We start from the raw sequence: 16,333 nt of genomic DNA on the forward strand, positions 1-16,333 counted from the left end.
ATTTTAATTATAAAAAATATGATTTTTCCTAACGATGAGCTGAGGTTGGTCGCGCCTGATTGATAGGCAGTGCTTTCGTAACGTTGTTTGTGGATCCATTATCTGGTTGATTAGCGCCTGACAACGGCCGGAGCCCTCCTGCCGTATGCGATAACAATTACAAAAAGGGTCCAGTCATGAATGGCTATCCAGCGGCACTGAACCGTCAGGGTTCCTCCCGTTGCGCCTGCGCGTGCGCATCGTTCCTCTCGCCTGTGGCCAAGCCTGGCCGGCAGGTGACCCCATGAATACCGATCTCAAGCAACGTCTGGACAACGACCCGATGGGTCGCTTTCAGTGCCTGGCCATTGGTATTTGCATCATCCTCAACATGATCGATGGCTTCGACGTGCTGGTCATGGCCTTCACCGCCGCCTCGGTGTCTGCCGAGTGGGGCCTGAACGGGGCGCAGGTCGGGCTTCTGCTCAGTGCCGGCTTGTTCGGTATGGCGGCCGGGTCATTGTTCATCGCGCCGTGGGCTGACCGCTTTGGCCGACGCCCGCTGATCCTGCTGTGCCTGGCGCTGTCCGGTATCGGCATGCTGCTCTCGGCACTGAGCCAGAGCCCGCTGCAACTGGCGCTGCTGCGTGGCCTGACCGGGCTGGGCATCGGTGGCATCCTGGCCAGCAGCAATGTGATTGCCAGTGAATATGCCAGCAAACGCTGGCGCGGCTTGGCGGTGAGCCTGCAGTCCACTGGCTATGCGCTGGGTGCGACCCTGGGCGGTTTGCTGGCGGTATGGCTGCTGGGGCATTGGGGCTGGCGCTCGGTATTTCTGTTTGGCGGCATCGTCACCGTACTGGTAATCCCGCTGGTACTGCTGTGGTTGCCAGAGTCGCTGGACTTTCTGCTGGCACGCCGGCCGGCCAATGCGCTGGCCCGGGTTAACCGCCTGGCCGTGCGCCTCGGCCAGCCGGCATTGGCGCAACTGCCGGCTGTTGCCGCACGGGCAGAAGGTGCCAGCAGCGGTTTCAAGCAGCTGCTGGCGCCGGCCATGCGCCGCACCACGCTGGTGATCTGGTTGCTGTTCTTCCTGGTCATGTTCGGCTTCTACTTCGTCATGAGCTGGACGCCGAAACTGTTGGTGGCCGCCGGCTTGTCGGCCCAGCAAGGCATCACCGGCGGGGTGCTGTTGAGCGTGGGCGGCATCCTTGGCGCGGCGCTGATCGGCGGCCTGGCTTCGCGCTGGCCACTGACGCGCGTGCTGGCGTTGTTCATGCTCATTACCGCCGCGCTGCTGGTGCTGTTCGTGGCCAATGGCGCCTCGGTCACTGCGGCGCTGGCGTTGGGCCTGCTGATCGGGCTGTTTTCCAACGGCTGCGTGGCTGGGCTGTATGCCTTGTCGCCGGTGGTCTATGACGCATCGGTACGTACCACCGGTGTGGGATGGGGGATCGGCATCGGCCGCATGGGCGCAATCCTGTCGCCGACCGTGGCTGGCGTGCTGCTCGATGGTGGCTGGCAACCCCTGCATCTGTACGGCGTGTTTGCCAGCGTGTTCGTGCTTGCCGCGGGTTGCCTGCTGCTGTTGCGCCCAACGACAAAGCCTGCGTCCGCCTTGCCTGCTGATGCACTGAGTCACTGAGTGCAACCCGGCCTGGCCGGGTATCTGAATGCAACTTACTGCTCCGGGTCATGCTGGCCTGGGGCGGTCTGCTGCGCCTATTGAACGCGGAGAACAATAATAATGATGGACACAACTTGCACGCTGGCCCGTTCGGCCCTGGCAGTTTCGCTGGCGTTTGGCCTTGGTTTGCCGGCCTGGGCGCAAGAGGGGGGCTTCTTTGAAGATGCCAAGGGTGGGCTGACACTGCGCAACTACTACTTCAACCGGGATTTCCGCGACCCGGGGGCCGCCAAGGGCAAGGTTGAAGAGTGGGCCCAGGGTTTCATCTTCAAGTTCAGTTCGGGCTACACCCCGGGGCTGATCGGTTTTGGCCTGGATGGTATCGCCATGTTCGGCGTGAAGCTGGACAGCGGCGGCGGTACCAGCGGCTCAGAACTGTTGCCGGTGCACGATGACGGGCGGGCGGCCGACGACTACGGTCGGGCCGGGCTGGCGGCGAAGCTGCGTATGTCCGCGACCGAGCTGAAGGTCGGGGAGTTGTTGCCGGATATTCCACTGCTGCGTTACGACGATGGCCGCCTGCTACCGCAGACCTTCCGTGGTGCCATGCTCGACTCGCGGCAAATCGAAGGCCTGAGCCTGCAGGCCGGCCAGTACCGCGAGGTGAGCCTGCGCCACTCTTCGGACATGCAGGACCTGTCTGCCTGGGCGGCGCCCGGGGTCACCTCGGACGGCTTCAACTACGCCGGCGCCGAGTACCGCTTCAACCAGCAGCGAACACTGATCGGCGCTTGGCACTCGCAGTTGGAGGACATCTACCAGCAAAGCTACTTCAACCTGCTGCACAGTCAGCGGGTAGGGGAGTGGACGTTGGGGGCCAACCTTGGCTACTTCATCGACCGGGATGACGGGCAGGCGCGCATCGGCGACATCCAGAGCCGCACCGGCTACGCCTTGCTGTCAGCTTCGTACAGTGGCCACACGCTGTACCTGGGGTTGCAGAAGGTCAGTGGTGACAGCCAGTGGATGTCGGTGTACGGCAGCAGTGGGCGAACCCTGGGCAACGACATGTTCAACGGCAACTTCAGCAATGCTGACGAGCGTTCGTGGCAAGTGCGTTATGACTACAACTTTGCCGCGCTCGGTGTGCCAGGGCTGCTGGCCATGGTGCGGTACGGGCATGGCGAGAACGCCACCACGGCGGCGGGCAGCAATGGCAAGGAGTGGGAGCGCGATACCGAGGTGAACTACACCTTCCAGAGTGGGGCTTTGAAGAACCTCAACATCCGGCTGAACAACGCGACCAACCGGCGCAGCTTCAACAGCGATTTCGACCAGACGCGACTGATCGTCAGCTACCCGCTGACCTTGTAGGAACGGGTTCAGCCGCGAACACCGGCGCAGCCGGTGCCATGTTCCGTGTTGCCTGCTTCGCGGGTAAACCCGCTCCTACATTTACGGCGCATATCTTGAGACAGGTTGGTTTCTTGGCGCGCGCCCCCTGTAGGAGCGGGTTCACCCGCGAACACCGGCGCAGCCGGTGCCATGCACCGCGTCGCCTGCTTCGCGGGTAAACCCGCTCCTACATCTACGGCGCCTGTTTCGAGACAGGTTGGTTTCTTGGCGCGCGCTCTCCCCGTAGGAGCGGGTTCACCCGCGAACACCGGCGCAGCCGGTGCCATGCACCGCGTTGCCTGCTTCGCGGGTAAACCCGCTCCTACATCTACGGCGCATGTCTTGCGCCAGGTGGGTTTCTTGGCGCGCGCCTCCCGTAGGAGCGGGTTCACCCGCGAACACCGGCGCAGCCGGTGCCATGCACCGCGTCGCCTGCTTCGCGGGTAAACCCGCTCCTACATCTACGGCGCATGTCTTGCGCCAGGTGGGTTTCTTGGCGCGCGCCCCCCGTAGGAGCGGGTTCACCCGCGAACACCGGCAAAGCCGGTGCCATGTTCCGCGTTGCCTGCTTCGCGGGTAAACCCGCTCCTACAACAGGTCAGCAGCAACCCCACGGCTTGCGCTAAGATGCCCGCTCATGTCTTTGGAAGTCGCCTGGATGAGCAAACCCGGTCAAATGGTGCTGGTTGCGTTGCGCAAGATGATCGCTTCGGGCGAGCTGGCGGCCGGCGAGCGCTTGATGGAAGTCCCAACCGCCGAACTGTTCGGCGTTTCACGCATGCCGGTGCGCATGGCATTTCGCACCCTCGAACAGGAAGGCCTGCTGGTGCGCTTTGGTGGCCGGGGGTTTCAGGTGCGTTCGGTCAGCGCCGATGACATCGCGGGTGCGGTCGAGGTGCGCGGTGTGCTGGAGGGGTTGGCGGCGCGTCAGGCTGCAGAACGTGGCTTGTCGGTGCAAGCACGCGCTGCGTTGCAACAATGCCTGGTCGACGGCGATCAGCTGTTCGACAAGGGCTTTGTGAGCGAAGACGACTTGCAGGTCTATCACGACCTGAACATGCGCTTTCATCAGGTGATCATCGACGCCAGCCACAACCCGGCCATTGCCGTTGCCCTGGCGCGCAACGATCACCTGCCATTCGCCTCGGTCACCGCACTGGCGGTGGACCGCCATGACCTGGCTCGCGAGTACCGGCGCTTCAACTTCGCCCACATGCAGCACCACGCCGTGTTCGACGCCCTGGTCAACCGCCAGGGTGCCCGCGCCGAAGCGATCATGCGCGAGCACGCCAATGCCACCTTGCGCTATGCCGAAACCTTTGGCGGGGCAGCGGCGGACGCGGGCATGAAAGTCATCCTGCCCTCGTCGTAAGCCGGGTCAGATGTCCAGCACCAGCAGCGGCGTCTTCGAGCGCGAGCAGCAAGGCGTGAACTGATCGTTCAGGGCCTGTTCCTCTTCGGTGAGAAACAGATCGCGATGGTCCGGTGTGCCCTGCAGCACGCGTGTCAGGCAGGTGCCGCAAATACCCTGCTCGCACGACAGGGCGATCTCGATACCGTTCTCTTCCAGCACCTGCACCACGGTCCGGTCGGCTGGCACCTCGAACACCTGGCCCGTGCTGCCCACCTGCACCGAGAAACTGCCATCGTTGCTGGCATCCACCGGTGCTGCGGCGAAGTACTCGCGGTGCAGGTTGGCCTCCTGCCAGCCCAGCCCCTTCGCGCTTTTCAGCACATGCTGCATGAACCCGCCGGGCCCGCATACATACAGGTGCACATCAGCTTGCGGGTTGCCCAGCACCTGGGCGATGTCCAGCGCCGTTTCCGGCTGCTCGTCAAAATGCACGAACAGCCGATCAGCGAACGGCGCGCTGCGAATCCGCTCGATAAACGCCGCCCGCTCGCTGGAGCGGGCACAGTAATGCAACTCGAAGGCCTGGCCGCAGTGGGACAGCTGCTCGGCCATGCACAGGATTGGGGTAATGCCGATGCCGCCGGCAAACAGCACACTGCGCTGCGCCCCCTCGGCCAGCGGGAACAGGTTGCGCGGCGCACTGATACGCAGCCGGGCGCCGGCCTGCACCTGCTCGTGCAGGCTACGTGAGCCGCCCCGCGAAGCCGGGTCGTTGAGCACGCCTATCAGATAGCGATGGCGTTCTTCGGGGTGGTTGCACAGCGAATACTGGCGCACCAGCCCGTCGGGCAGGTGCACGTCGATATGGGCGCCGGCGCTGAACGCCGGCAGCAGGCTGCCATCTGCCGCTGCCAGCTCGAAGCTGCAGATACCCTGTGCTTCATCGTTACGGGATACCACTACGGCATCGATCATGTCGGCTGTTCCTCAGGCAGGGGTGGCGCTGGTGGCGATCAGTTGCGGCTGCGGCGCCCGCTCTTTGGCGATGATCCGCTCCAGCACTTTGCGTGACTGCACGCCGCCGGCATCGATGTTCAGCTTCAGCAAGTTGCGCTCGGGGTAGGCCAGCAGGTTTTGCTGCTGACGTTCGAGCATTTCCAGGTCTTCGCTGAAAATCTTGCCCTGGCCCTCACGAATGTTGTCGGTCAGGGTCTGGTCGTGCGCAGCGAAATTGCGTGCCATGCCCCAGAAGTACCAGATCGAGGTATCGCTTTCCGGGGTGATGAAGTCGACGACGATGCTCGATGCCTTGTGCTGTGCCTCGGCGTGGTAGCCGCCCTTGCCGGCATGCGCTACACCCACTTCGATCAGCACATGGCTAGGTGGGGTGAAACGGCAGATCTGCCAGCGGTCCACCGGTACATCGTCGGCCAGGCCGTTGCCACGCAAGGCCATGCGCCAGAACGGCGGCGCCATGAGGTTTTCCATGTGCCGGGCGGTGACCACTTCGTCGCCGGTGACGGTGGTGACCGGCGGTGCCTCGTCGATCTCCTTCTGGCCGATGCTGGACGCGTGCACATAGGTTTCATGGGTGAGGTCCATGAGGTTGTCGATCATCAGGCGGTAGTCGCAACCGATGTGGAACAGCCCGCCGCCGTAGGCCCACTCATCATTCACCGCCCATTCCAGATGCGGAATCAGCGCCGGGTCGGCCTGCGCCTGGTCACCGGGCCAGACCCAGATGAAGCCATAGCGCTCGACGGCCGCAAAGGTCTTGTTGCAAGGGAAGCCACGCACCCGTTGGCCCGGCATCGACACGGTCTTGCCGTCGCAACCCATGACCAGGCCGTGGTAGCCGCACACCAGGTTGCCGTCCTCGACATAGCCCAACGACAACGGTGCGCCGCGGTGCGGGCAGAAGTCCTCGACGGCGGCGACTTGGTTCTCTCGGGCGCGGTAGAACACGATTTTTTCCCCGCAGATCTGCCGGCCCAGGGGTTTGGTGGCGATTTCGTCGGGGGTGCAGGCGACGTACCAGGTGTTTTTAGGGTACATGGGAGGCTCTCCGGGGTTTTGTTTTTATTTAATGGATCCATTAAGGCTGCGACTGGCGGGCATGGTCAATGAATTTTGCTTGATGAATGCGAATTCTGTGCGATTATCGGTTTTTAGTGGATCCATTGATCGGTCGCCCTGAGATTCGAAGGGGCGGCCGCAGCAGCACGTCGTCTGAACAGGAAGGCACCGGCGAGATCGATCAAAGCGGCCGGTGCAGGAGCAGGCTTGGCCGAACCTGCTATGCCTAAAGGGACACCCCACCCATCAAGGCCACTCGATGCTAGCCATCGAACAACTCTACAAATCATTCCCCACCCCCCAAGGCCCGCTCCCCATATTGCAGGGGGTGGACATGCGCCTGGCGCGGGGCAGCAGCCTGGCGCTGATGGGCGAGTCGGGCAGCGGCAAGAGCACTTTACTGCACCTGGTGGCTGGCCTGGACCGAGCGGACAGCGGCCGTATTCTGATCGACGATGTTCCGCTCGATGGCCGTTCGGAAGCGTCGCTGGCGCAGTGGCGGCGGGAGGGGATCGGCCTGGTGTTTCAGCAGTACAACCTGATCAGCAGCCTGGACGTGGGCCTGAACCTTACGTTCCAGGCCCGCCTCGCCGGGCGGCATGACCCGCATTGGACGGCTTACCTGGCGCAGCGCCTGGGCCTGGCGGACCTGCTCGAGCGTTACCCGGAACAACTGTCTGGCGGCCAGCAGCAGCGCGTCGCGATCGGCCGTGCGCTTGCCGGGCGCCCGGCCTGGCTGTTGGCTGACGAACCGACCGGCAGCCTTGATGAGGCCAGCAGTGACGAGGTGCTGAGTTTGTTGCTGCAGTTGGTCGCCGAAGCCGGCAGCGGGGTACTGATGGTGACCCACAGCCCGCGGCTGGCGGCGCGTTTGCAGCACCGTTGCTACCTGCAGGCCGGCCGTGTGCGGCCCGAGCAGGGCTGATGAAGCTTTTGTCGCTGGCCCTGTTGGCGCTGCTCAGCCACTGGCGGCGCCATCGTGTGCAGTGCTTCAGCATCTTCACTGGCCTGTGGCTGGCCACGGCGCTGTGGACCGGTGTGCAGGCATTGAACAGCCAGGCACGCAGCGACTATGCCCGGGCCAGCGCGGTATTGACCGGGCCGTTGCAGGCGCAACTGATCGCGCGCAATGGCGAGCGCTTCGATCAGGCGTTGTACGTGCAACTGCGCAGGCAGGGCTGGGCTGTTTCGCCGGTGCTGGAAGGGCGCTTGCGCTTGCCGGGCGAGCCCGCACGCAGTGTGCGACTGATCGGCATCGAGCCGTTGAGCCTGCCGCCTGCCAGCAGCATTGCCGGGGTGCAGGTGCAGGCATTCGACCTGCAAGCGTTCATCGGCACGCCCGGGCAAGCCTGGGTTGGGCCAGACACCTTGCGTCAACTGAACACAAGCCCCGGGCAGCCGACCCGCGACAGTGAAGGGCAGTTGCTGCCGCCTATGGTTTTGCAGCCTGCGTTGGCACCCGGGGTCATCGTGGTGGACATCGGCCACGCGCAGGCGTTGCTGAACGCACCGGGGCAGTTGTCTCGTCTGCTGCTGGCTGATACGCCCGGGCCGTTGCCTGCGGATATTGCCCGCCACCTTGAACTGCAGCCGCGGCAGGACGATGGCGGCTTGCAGCGCCTCACCGACAGTTTCCACCTCAACCTGACCGCCCTCGGCCTGCTGGCGTTCGTTGTCGGCTTGTTCATCGCCCACGCCGCAATCGGTCTGGCGCTGGAGCAGCGCCGTGGGCTGATCCGCAACCTGCGCGCGTGCGGCGTCAGCCTGAAGACCCTGCTGGGTGCCCTGGTGCTGGAGCTGGGCCTGTTCGCGGCACTGGGTGGGCTGGCCGGGGTGGCCAGTGGTTACGCATTGGCCGCGTGGCTGCTGCCCGACGTGGCCGCCAGCCTGCGTGGCCTGTATGGCGCCCAGGTCGCCGGCACGTTGAGCCTGCCGGCGGGCTGGTGGCTGCTGGGTGTGCTGGTGAGTGTCCTCGGGGCATTGCTGGCCGGCCTGCAGAGTGTAATGCGCGCTGCCCGGTTGCCTCTGCTGGCGCTGGCGCAACCCCAGGCCTGGCGACTGGCGCAGGGGCCATGGTTGCAACGGCAGGCTTTGCTAGCGGGCCTGCTGCTGTTGCTGGCCTTGGGCTGTGGTGTCTTCGGGGCTGGCCTGCTTGGCGCGTTCGCCATGCTGGCAGGGTTGCTGCTGGCGGCGGCGCTGCTGTTGCCGGCGTTGCTCGATCGGGTACTGGCCTGGCTGGCGCGTCGTTGCCACCGGCCATTGGCGCAATGGTTCGTGGCTGACAGCCGCCAGCAGTTGCCAGCGCTGAGCCTGGCGTTGGTCGCCCTTTTGCTGGCCCTGGCTGCCAGTGTTGGCGTGGGCAGCATGACCGAGGGGTTTCGCAAGACGTTTGTCGGTTGGCTTGACCTGCGCCTCTCCGCCGACCTGTATGTCACCCCGCGGGACACGGCCCAAGGCTTGCAGATAGTCGGGTGGCTCAAGCAGCAACCTGTGGCCAGCGTGGTCCTGCCCGGCTGGCGTGCAGACATGCAGCTGCAAGGTTGGCCGGTGCAAGTGCAGGGCATTGTCGATCACCCCGCCTATCGAACGCGCTGGCCATTGCTGGAACAGCATTCGCGCGCCTGGCAGCAACTGGCCAGCGGACAAGGCGTGATGCTCAGTGAGCAGTTGGCCAGGCGATTGGACCTGCAACTGGGCGACAGCCTGAAGCTGCCCGCAGACACGCCAGCCATGCCCGTGGTGGGGATCTATGCCGATTACGGCAACCCCAAGGGGCATGTGCTGGTCAATGCCGGCTGGTTGCGCGCCCACTGGCCACAGGCAACCCTGGCCGGCTTGAGTGTCGACCTGAGCGCTGAAGGGGTGGCATCGCTCAAGGCCGCGCTGCAACGGCACTTTGCCCTGGATGACAGCCGGGTGGTCGAGCAGGCGCGCCTGAAACGCTGGTCGACCGACGTGTTCAACCGCACCTTTGCCGCCACCGCAGCCCTCAACAGCCTTACCCTTGGCGTGGCCGGTGTGGCGTTGTTCATCAACCTGCTGACCCTGGGCCAGGCCCGGCTGGGCCAGTTGGCACCGCTGTGGGCGCTGGGGGTGCGGCGCATGCAACTGGTCTGGCTGAGCCTGGGGCAGACACTCATGCTAAGCAGCTTCACCGTGCTGCTGGCAATCCCGCTTGGGTTGCTGCTGGCCTGGTGCCTGGTCGCGGTGGTGAACGTGCAGGCATTCGGCTGGCGTTTACCGCTGTATGTGTTCCCCATGCAACTGCTGCAGCTGACCGTGCTGGGCATGCTCACCAGCCTGATCGCCTGTGCCTGGCCGCTGTGGCAGCTGGCGCGCCGCCAGCCGCGCGAACTGTTGAGGCCGTTGTCCGATGAAGCTTAATGCGTGGCTGTTGCTGAGCGGGTTGTTGTTGTGCGGCTGTGATCAGCCTGCACCGCAGAGCTATGCCGGGCTCGGGCAGCAGGCTGGCGAGTTCAGCCAGGTGACCCGCGATCATCGTCTGGTCTTCCCGCATGACCACGGCCCCCACGACGGCTTTCGTATCGAGTGGTGGTATGTCACCGCCAACCTCAAGGACGCCCAGGGCCGTGACTGGGGTGCCCAGTGGACACTGTTCCGCTCGGCCTTGCGCACCGGCCCGGAGACCAGCGGCTGGAACAGCCCGAACCTGTGGATGGGGCATGCAGCACTGACCGGGCCGGGTGGCCATCAGGCTGCTGAAACCCTGGCGCGGGGAGGGATCGGCCAGGCCGGCGTGCAGGCCCAGCCGTTTCGTGCATGGATCAATGACTGGGTGTTACAGGGCCAGGGCGGCATTGAACACCTGCAGATGGTCGCAAGTGGCGACGGATTTCGCTATGACTTGCAGTTGCACAGCGATCTTCCCTTGGTGCTGCATGGGGAGCAGGGCTACAGCGAAAAATCAGGCAAGGGCCAGGCTTCGTACTATTACAGCCAGCCGTTCTACCAGGTCCAGGGGCAGGTCCAGCGTGGCAGCCTGTGCATCGCGGTTACCGGGCAGGCCTGGCTGGACCGGGAATGGAGCAGTCAGCCGCTGGCGCCCGGGCAGACCGGCTGGGACTGGTTTTCCCTGCACCTGGACAGTGGCGCCAAGCTGATGCTGTTCCAGGTACGGGAGGCCCACGGGGAACCGTATCGCGCCGGGACCTGGGTAGGGCCACACGGGGACGTGATGGCGCTTGACGCCGCACAGATCCAGCTGCAGGCCCTGGCCTGGTCTGCGCAGAAAAACGGCAAGCAGGTGCCCACGCGTTGGCGGGTGCAAGTGCCGGAGCATGGGGTGGATGTGCAGGTCGATGCCGTGGAGCCGCAGGCGTGGATGCAGACACGGTTCCCGTATTGGGAAGGGCCGGTACGCTTGAACGGGAGTGCGGGCGGGCGCGGGTATCTGGAGATGACCGGGTACTAGTGCAACAACGTTTGCGCAAGACAGTTGCGCCCATAAAGGTCGCGCCAGGCCCTTCAATCCTTGATCAGCCCTCGCAGCACGGCCCGCGCTTCTTCAGTACGCAAGCACTCGATGAACAGTCGGCTTTCCCGCGCCACCGTGGCCTCCAGCTCCGCCCGCTGGCTGTCCTTGAGCAGCCGCTTGCTGATCCGCAGTGCCGCCTGCGGGTAGCCTTGCAGCTGCCGCGCCAGTGTGCGGGCAGCGTCCAGGCACTGTTCGCCGTTTTCATGCAGCTCATTGGCCAGCCCCCAGGCCAGCATCTGTTCGCCATCCAGCAATGCATTGGTCAGCAGCAAGCGTGCCGCCCTGGCCTGGCCAAGCACACGTGGCAGCAGCAGGCTGGAACCAAACTCCGGGCACACACCCAGCGGTGCGAAAGGCATGCGCAGCTTGGTCGAGCGGCTGACCAGCACCTGGTCGCAGTGCAGCAACAGGGTGGCCCCGATGCCGATCGCCGCACCACTGACCGCTGCGATCAGCGGCTTGTCCAGGCCCATGACCACCCGCATCAGGCGGAACACCGGGCTGTCCAGGTCGCTGGGCGGGTTGTCGAGGAAGTCGCGAAGGTCGTTGCCAGCGCTGAAGCAGTGCGGCCCACCGGTGATGATAATGGCATCGACAGCAGGGTCTTCACCTGCCGCCAGCAACAGGTCGCCCAGCAGCTGGTACATGGCAGTGTTCAGGGCATTGAGCTTGTCGGGGCGGTTGAAGGCCAGGGTCAGCAGGCCTTGGTCCAGTTCGCGTGTGATCAGGTCGTTCATGGCAGCCGCTTTTGTTGTTGTGAGGGGGCCCTGCCGGGCAGTGGCGCTTAGGGTTTATCACGCAGTCCGGCTTGTTGTACAGTCGTTCAGTCCAGCCCCTAACCAGAGACCCACCGATGACTCAGGAAGCCCGCTACCACCGCATGCTGCCGGAACTGCGCAAAGCCAACCTGGTCGAGGCGACCCTGGTGTGCCTCAAGCGCCATGGTTTCCAGGGGGCTTCAATCCGCAAGATCTCGGCCGAGGCCGGGGTCTCGGTCGGGCTGATCAGCCACCATTACGCGGGCAAGGACGAACTGGTGGCAGAGGCTTACATGGCCGTCACCGGTCGGGTGATGGGTTTGTTGCGCGAGGCCATGGCCCAAGCTGCGCCCAATGCCCGCGAGCGGTTGTCGGCGTTCTTCCGTGCCTCGTTCTGCGCCGAGCTGCTCGACCCGCAATTGCTCGATGCCTGGCTGGCCTTCTGGGGCGCGGTGAAGACCGCCGACGCGATCAACCAGGTGCACGACCACTCCTACGGCGAGTACCGCAACGAACTTGGCCAGCTACTGGCCAGACTGGCCGAAGAGGAGGGCTGGCAGGGCTTCGATGCCGACCTGGCGGCCATCAGCCTGAGCGCCTTGCTCGACGGCCTGTGGCTGGAGTCGGGCCTGAACCCCGGCACCTTCAGCCCCGAGCAGGGCGTGATCATCTGCGAGGCATGGGTCGACGGCCTGCAGGCCGGCGGCCGGAGGCGCTTCAGCCTGCCCGAGGGCTGTTGATCACCTGTTCAGTAACGAGTACGCTGCTGTCGCGAGTGTGTAGAACAACACCAATAAAAAAGAGACAACACGCAATGACGCCTCGGGTATTGATCGTCGATGACGATCCGCTTATTCGTGACTTGCTGCAGGCCTACCTATCCCAGGAGGGCTACGACGTACACTGCGCCGACACCGCGGAAAGGGCCGAAGCCCTGCTCGCCAGCCAGGATGTCGACTTGGTGCTGCTGGACATCCGCCTGCCCGGCAAGGACGGCCTCACCCTGACCCGCGAACTGCGGGTGCGCTCGGAGGTTGGCATCATCCTCGTCACCGGGCGCAATGACGACATAGACCGCATCGTTGGCCTGGAGTGCGGTGCAGATGACTACGTGATCAAACCACTCAACCCCCGCGAGCTGGTGTCCCGGGCGAAAAACCTGATCCGCCGCGTGCGCCATGCCCGCGAGGCGCACCCCGCCCCGGCCTGCGCGCAATCGCTGAAGCAGTTCGCCGACTGGGCACTGGATACCGACCGCCGGCGCCTGATCGACGCCCGTGGCGGGCAAACCCTGCTGACCCACGGCGAGTTCCAGTTGCTCAGCGTGTTCCTGCGCAACAGCGGCCACACCCTCAGCCGCGACCAGTTGATGGACCAGATTCGCAACCGCGAGTGGGTGCCCAACGACCGCTCCATCGACGTGCTGGTCGGCCGCCTGCGGCGCAAGCTGCATGACGACCCGGCCGAACCGCAGTTGATCATCACCATTCACGGCACCGGCTACCTGTTCACTGCCAGCGTGGCAGCATGATTCATCGCGCCTGGCGATTGGCGCTGGCCTTGACGTTGCCCACCCTGCACGCCAGTGCCAGTGAACCCGTGCGTTACTGTGACTACCCGGTGTACCCGCCCATTTCCTGGAGCGACGGCCACCAGGTGCGCGGCCTGGCCCCAACCGTGGTGCGTGAACTGTTCGCGCGCATGGGCTACGAGGTGCAAACCGTGGTGCTGGGCAACTGGAAGCGCTGCCTGATGGACGCCGCCGCCGGGCGGGTGGACGTGGTCCTGGCCTACAACAGCGACCAGCGTGACCAGCGCATGCGTTTTTCCACGGAGCCGGTGGTGCGCGAGGAAGTGGCCGTGTTCTACAACCGCAAGCGACCGGTGCAGTTCCAGCAGCTGGAGGACCTGGCGGGTTACCGCGGCGGCCTGTTGTACGGCGAAAGCTACGGCGCCGAATTCGACCGCTTCGTCGCCCGGCATCAGAACATCGAGCGGGTGTCTTCCAGCCAGCAGAACTTCGGCAAGCTGATCCGCGGGCGCATCGACTATGTGATCCAGGAGCGGCGCACCGGCCAACTGTTCATCGAGCACCTGCCCGGCGCGCAGGACATCCGCGTATTGCCCAGCGCGCTGAGCGTGGACTACCTGCGGGTAGCCGTATCGCGGCAATCACCCCTGAGCCAGCACATGGACGAAATCGACGCGCAGTTGCGGCGCATGAACCAGGCTGGCGAGATCGCGCGCTGGCTGGAGCAGAGCGAGGTCACCTACCGCGACATGATCAACCTGCCGGCAGATGCCCGATGATTCGCCTGCACACCGATGGCTTGCTGCGCCGCCTGCTGCGGTTCATCCTGTTGTTCAGCCTGTGCTTTACCGTACTGGCCAGTAGCGTGCAGCTGTATTTCGAATACCGCCGCGAGATGCGCGACATCGAGGCGCGCATGGCGTTGATCCGCGCAGGCTACCTCGCCAGCCTGGAGCGCAGCCTGTGGGACTTGGACGAGGCGCAGCTGGATACGCAATTGCGCGGCCTGGTGGATTTTTCCGACGTGGCCCGGGTGCGCTTGGTTAGCGACGATTTTCAACTGCTGCGAGGGGAGGCCGAACCCAAGGGGCCGCTGCGCATCGAGCGCTTCCCCCTGGATTATCAGCCCCCCTCGGGCCCCGCCAGGCACCTGGGTGAGCTTGAAGTGAGTATCGACTTGGGTGCGGTGCACCATCGGTTGTATGCCACCGGCCTTGCCAGCCTGCTGTGGATGGGCGTGTTCCTGTGTGGCCTGGCAGTGGCGCTGTCGGGGCTGTTCTATCGCCTGGTCACCCGCCATCTGCAAGTGATGGCCGAGTTCGCCCGGCGTATTGGCGCCGGCCAATGGCAGGAACCGTTGCGCCTGGGGCGCCGCCGTTCATCGCGCCCTGACGAGATCGACACGGTGGCCAATGCCCTGGACGATATGCGCCGCGCCATCCTCAGCGACATTGAACGCCGCGAGCGCGACCGCCTGGCGTTGCAAGACAAGCGCGACGAACTGCAGGCCATGGTCGAACGACGTACCGCCAGCCTGGCCCGGGCCAAGGATGACGCCGAGGCCGCCAACCTGGCCAAGTCACGCTTCCTGGCGACCATGAGCCACGAACTGCGCACCCCGCTCAACGGTATCCTGGGCATGGCCGAGCTGCTACGCGGTGGCCGGCTGGAAGCGGCCGACCGTCAGCGCCTGGAAGCCTTGTACAAGGCCGGCGAGGGGCTGTTGGCGATTCTCAACGAAGTGCTGTATTTCGCCCGGCTCGAAGAAGGTGAGAGCCGCGCCGAGCTGGTCGGCTTTTCGCTGCGCCAGTTGTGCCAGGAAGTGCTGGCGCTGCTCGAACCCATGGCCGCGGACAACGGCGACACACTGCATCTGGAGATTGATGAGCAATTAGCCGGTTACCAGCACGGTGCCGAGCAGTACCTGCGTCAGGTGCTCAGCAACCTGCTGGCCAATGCCATCAAATTCACCGAGCACGGCCAGGTGCGGCTCAAGGTGCAGGTGCTGGTCAGCGAGGCGACCACGCAGCGCCTGCGGCTGTCGGTCAGTGACAACGGCATCGGCATCGAGCCGGCCGTACAGGCAAAAATCTTCGACCGCTTCGTCCAGGCCAGCGAGGCCGTGGCACGCCGCTACGGCGGCACCGGTCTGGGACTGGCGATCTGCAAGCACCTGGTGGAAAAGCTGGGGGGCTGCATTGGCCTGGACAGTGTACAAGGGCAGGGCAGCTGCTTCTGGTTCGAACTCGACATCGCCCTTGGGCAGCCGGTTGCGGCCAATACCCCGGCCCAGTCGGTGAGCGCCAGCCTGGATATCCTGGTGGTCGAGGACGTCGCGCTGAACCGTGAGGTGGCGAGCGGCCTGCTGGTGCGCGATGGCCACCGGGTGAGCTTTGCCGAGGATGCCGGGCAGGCCCTGCAGTTGTGCGCACAGCGGCGCTTCGACCTGATCCTGCTGGACGTTCACCTGCCCGGCATGAGCGGGGTGGAACTGTGCCGGCAGCTTCGCGCCACCCCCGGGCCTAACCACCACAGCCGGATAGTGGCGCTGACCGCTGGCGTGCAACCGGGGCAACTGTCGGATTACCTGGAAGCCGGCATGCAAGGTGTGCTGGCCAAGCCCCTGCGGCTGGCCAACCTGCGCCAGGCGCTGGCCGACGCAACGCCGACTGAAGAGGCCGGTATTGACGCAAACATGGACTGGTCGCTGCTGGCCACCCACCGCTCGCTGCTGGGCGAGCAGAAGCTGCAGGGCCTGCTGAATGTGTTGCGCCAGTCACTGGAGCAGCACGCCACGGCGTTGGCCGAGGCGCTGCCAGCCCAGGACTTTACCGAGGTGCTGCACCTGGCCCATCGCCTGGCCGGCAGTTGCGACTCCCTGGGTTTTTCTGGCCTGGCTGCGCTGTTGCGACGCCTGGAAGACGCAGCCCGCCAGCATGATGGGCAGGCGCTGAACGCACTGGCCGAGCCACTGGCAAGCCAGCTCGACCAGGCCCGTGCGACCCTGGAACAGTTGATTCAGAGCTGACGTACAAAAAACTTACGACTTTTTACATCTTCGATCCGTTCGTACAACGGCACCTTACATCCGTTTCCAATAATCCATGGCAACCGTGTT

Annotated in this window: 13 protein-coding genes; 10 read left to right on the forward strand and 3 right to left on the reverse strand. The window is 64.6% G+C overall.

What is annotated here, in order from left to right; translation table 11 throughout:
* The first annotated feature begins 283 nt into the window (after positions 1-283).
* From ACK59Z_RS11265 to ACK59Z_RS11275, 3 genes are all read left to right on the forward strand, one after another.
* Positions 284-1,624, forward strand: coding sequence for an MFS transporter (locus ACK59Z_RS11265; RefSeq protein ID WP_108190623.1), 1,341 nt, complete (start codon positions 284-286; stop codon positions 1,622-1,624).
* Between the two features lie 102 nt (positions 1,625-1,726).
* Positions 1,727-2,980, forward strand: coding sequence for an OprD family porin (locus tag ACK59Z_RS11270; protein ID WP_108190624.1), 1,254 nt, complete (start codon positions 1,727-1,729; stop codon positions 2,978-2,980).
* 679 nt (positions 2,981-3,659) lie between these two features.
* The gene (locus ACK59Z_RS11275) at positions 3,660-4,373 is read left to right on the forward strand and encodes a GntR family transcriptional regulator (protein ID WP_003256147.1); all 714 of its coding nucleotides are present in this window, start codon (positions 3,660-3,662) and stop codon (positions 4,371-4,373) included.
* A gap of 6 nt (positions 4,374-4,379) precedes the next feature.
* Here the strand turns inward: ACK59Z_RS11275 and ACK59Z_RS11280 are convergent, their stop codons facing one another.
* Positions 4,380-5,330: a PDR/VanB family oxidoreductase gene (locus ACK59Z_RS11280; RefSeq protein ID WP_409293008.1), complete on the reverse strand. Its 951-nt coding sequence runs from the start codon at positions 5,328-5,330 to the stop codon at positions 4,380-4,382.
* Positions 5,331-5,342: 12 nt separating this feature from the next.
* Positions 5,343-6,410 (reverse strand): aromatic ring-hydroxylating dioxygenase subunit alpha, encoded by a 1,068-nt coding sequence (locus ACK59Z_RS11285; protein ID WP_003256145.1) that lies wholly within the window; start codon positions 6,408-6,410, stop codon positions 5,343-5,345.
* A gap of 280 nt (positions 6,411-6,690) precedes the next feature.
* Here ACK59Z_RS11285 and ACK59Z_RS11290 point away from each other — a divergent pair, with 280 nt between their 5' ends.
* From ACK59Z_RS11290 to ACK59Z_RS11300, 3 genes are read left to right on the forward strand one after another with little or no spacing between them, the layout of a single operon-like run.
* Positions 6,691-7,356 (forward strand): ABC transporter ATP-binding protein, encoded by a 666-nt coding sequence (locus ACK59Z_RS11290; protein ID WP_409293010.1) that lies wholly within the window; start codon positions 6,691-6,693, stop codon positions 7,354-7,356.
* Positions 7,356-9,815: an ABC transporter permease gene (locus tag ACK59Z_RS11295; protein WP_409293012.1), complete on the forward strand. Its 2,460-nt coding sequence runs from the start codon at positions 7,356-7,358 to the stop codon at positions 9,813-9,815. Before ACK59Z_RS11290 ends, ACK59Z_RS11295 begins: the two co-directional genes overlap by 1 nt.
* Positions 9,805-10,863, forward strand: coding sequence for a lipocalin-like domain-containing protein (locus ACK59Z_RS11300; protein ID WP_409293014.1), 1,059 nt, complete (start codon positions 9,805-9,807; stop codon positions 10,861-10,863). Before ACK59Z_RS11295 ends, ACK59Z_RS11300 begins: the two co-directional genes overlap by 11 nt.
* 53 nt (positions 10,864-10,916) lie before the next feature.
* On the opposite strand, the gene ACK59Z_RS11305 is transcribed toward ACK59Z_RS11300, so the two are convergent.
* Positions 10,917-11,663 carry an enoyl-CoA hydratase-related protein gene (locus tag ACK59Z_RS11305; protein ID WP_019751073.1) on the reverse strand — a complete coding sequence of 249 codons (747 nt, stop codon included), beginning with the start codon at positions 11,661-11,663 and terminating at the stop codon, positions 10,917-10,919.
* A 116-nt stretch (positions 11,664-11,779) separates the two neighbouring features.
* Here ACK59Z_RS11305 and ACK59Z_RS11310 point away from each other — a divergent pair, with 116 nt between their 5' ends.
* The 4 genes from ACK59Z_RS11310 to ACK59Z_RS11325 all read left to right on the forward strand — a co-directional run bounded on the left by ACK59Z_RS11310 (position 11,780) and on the right by ACK59Z_RS11325 (position 16,243).
* The gene (locus ACK59Z_RS11310) at positions 11,780-12,424 is read left to right on the forward strand and encodes a TetR family transcriptional regulator C-terminal domain-containing protein (RefSeq protein WP_014756232.1); all 645 of its coding nucleotides are present in this window, start codon (positions 11,780-11,782) and stop codon (positions 12,422-12,424) included.
* Positions 12,425-12,498: 74 nt separating this feature from the next.
* On the forward strand, positions 12,499-13,215 hold the full coding sequence (locus tag ACK59Z_RS11315) for a response regulator (RefSeq protein WP_003256139.1): 717 nt from the start codon (positions 12,499-12,501) through the stop codon (positions 13,213-13,215).
* Positions 13,212-13,994: an ABC transporter substrate-binding protein gene (locus tag ACK59Z_RS11320; protein WP_108190630.1), complete on the forward strand. Its 783-nt coding sequence runs from the start codon at positions 13,212-13,214 to the stop codon at positions 13,992-13,994. Before ACK59Z_RS11315 ends, ACK59Z_RS11320 begins: the two co-directional genes overlap by 4 nt.
* Positions 13,991-16,243, forward strand: a complete 2,253-nt coding sequence (locus ACK59Z_RS11325) for an ATP-binding protein (protein ID WP_409293017.1) — start codon at positions 13,991-13,993, stop codon at positions 16,241-16,243. Before ACK59Z_RS11320 ends, ACK59Z_RS11325 begins: the two co-directional genes overlap by 4 nt.
* Positions 16,244-16,333: the final 90 nt, after the last annotated feature.

This window comes from Pseudomonas sp. KCJK9058, assembly GCF_046230975.1.
Taxonomy (GTDB): Bacteria; Pseudomonadota; Gammaproteobacteria; order Pseudomonadales; family Pseudomonadaceae; genus Aquipseudomonas; species Aquipseudomonas alloputida.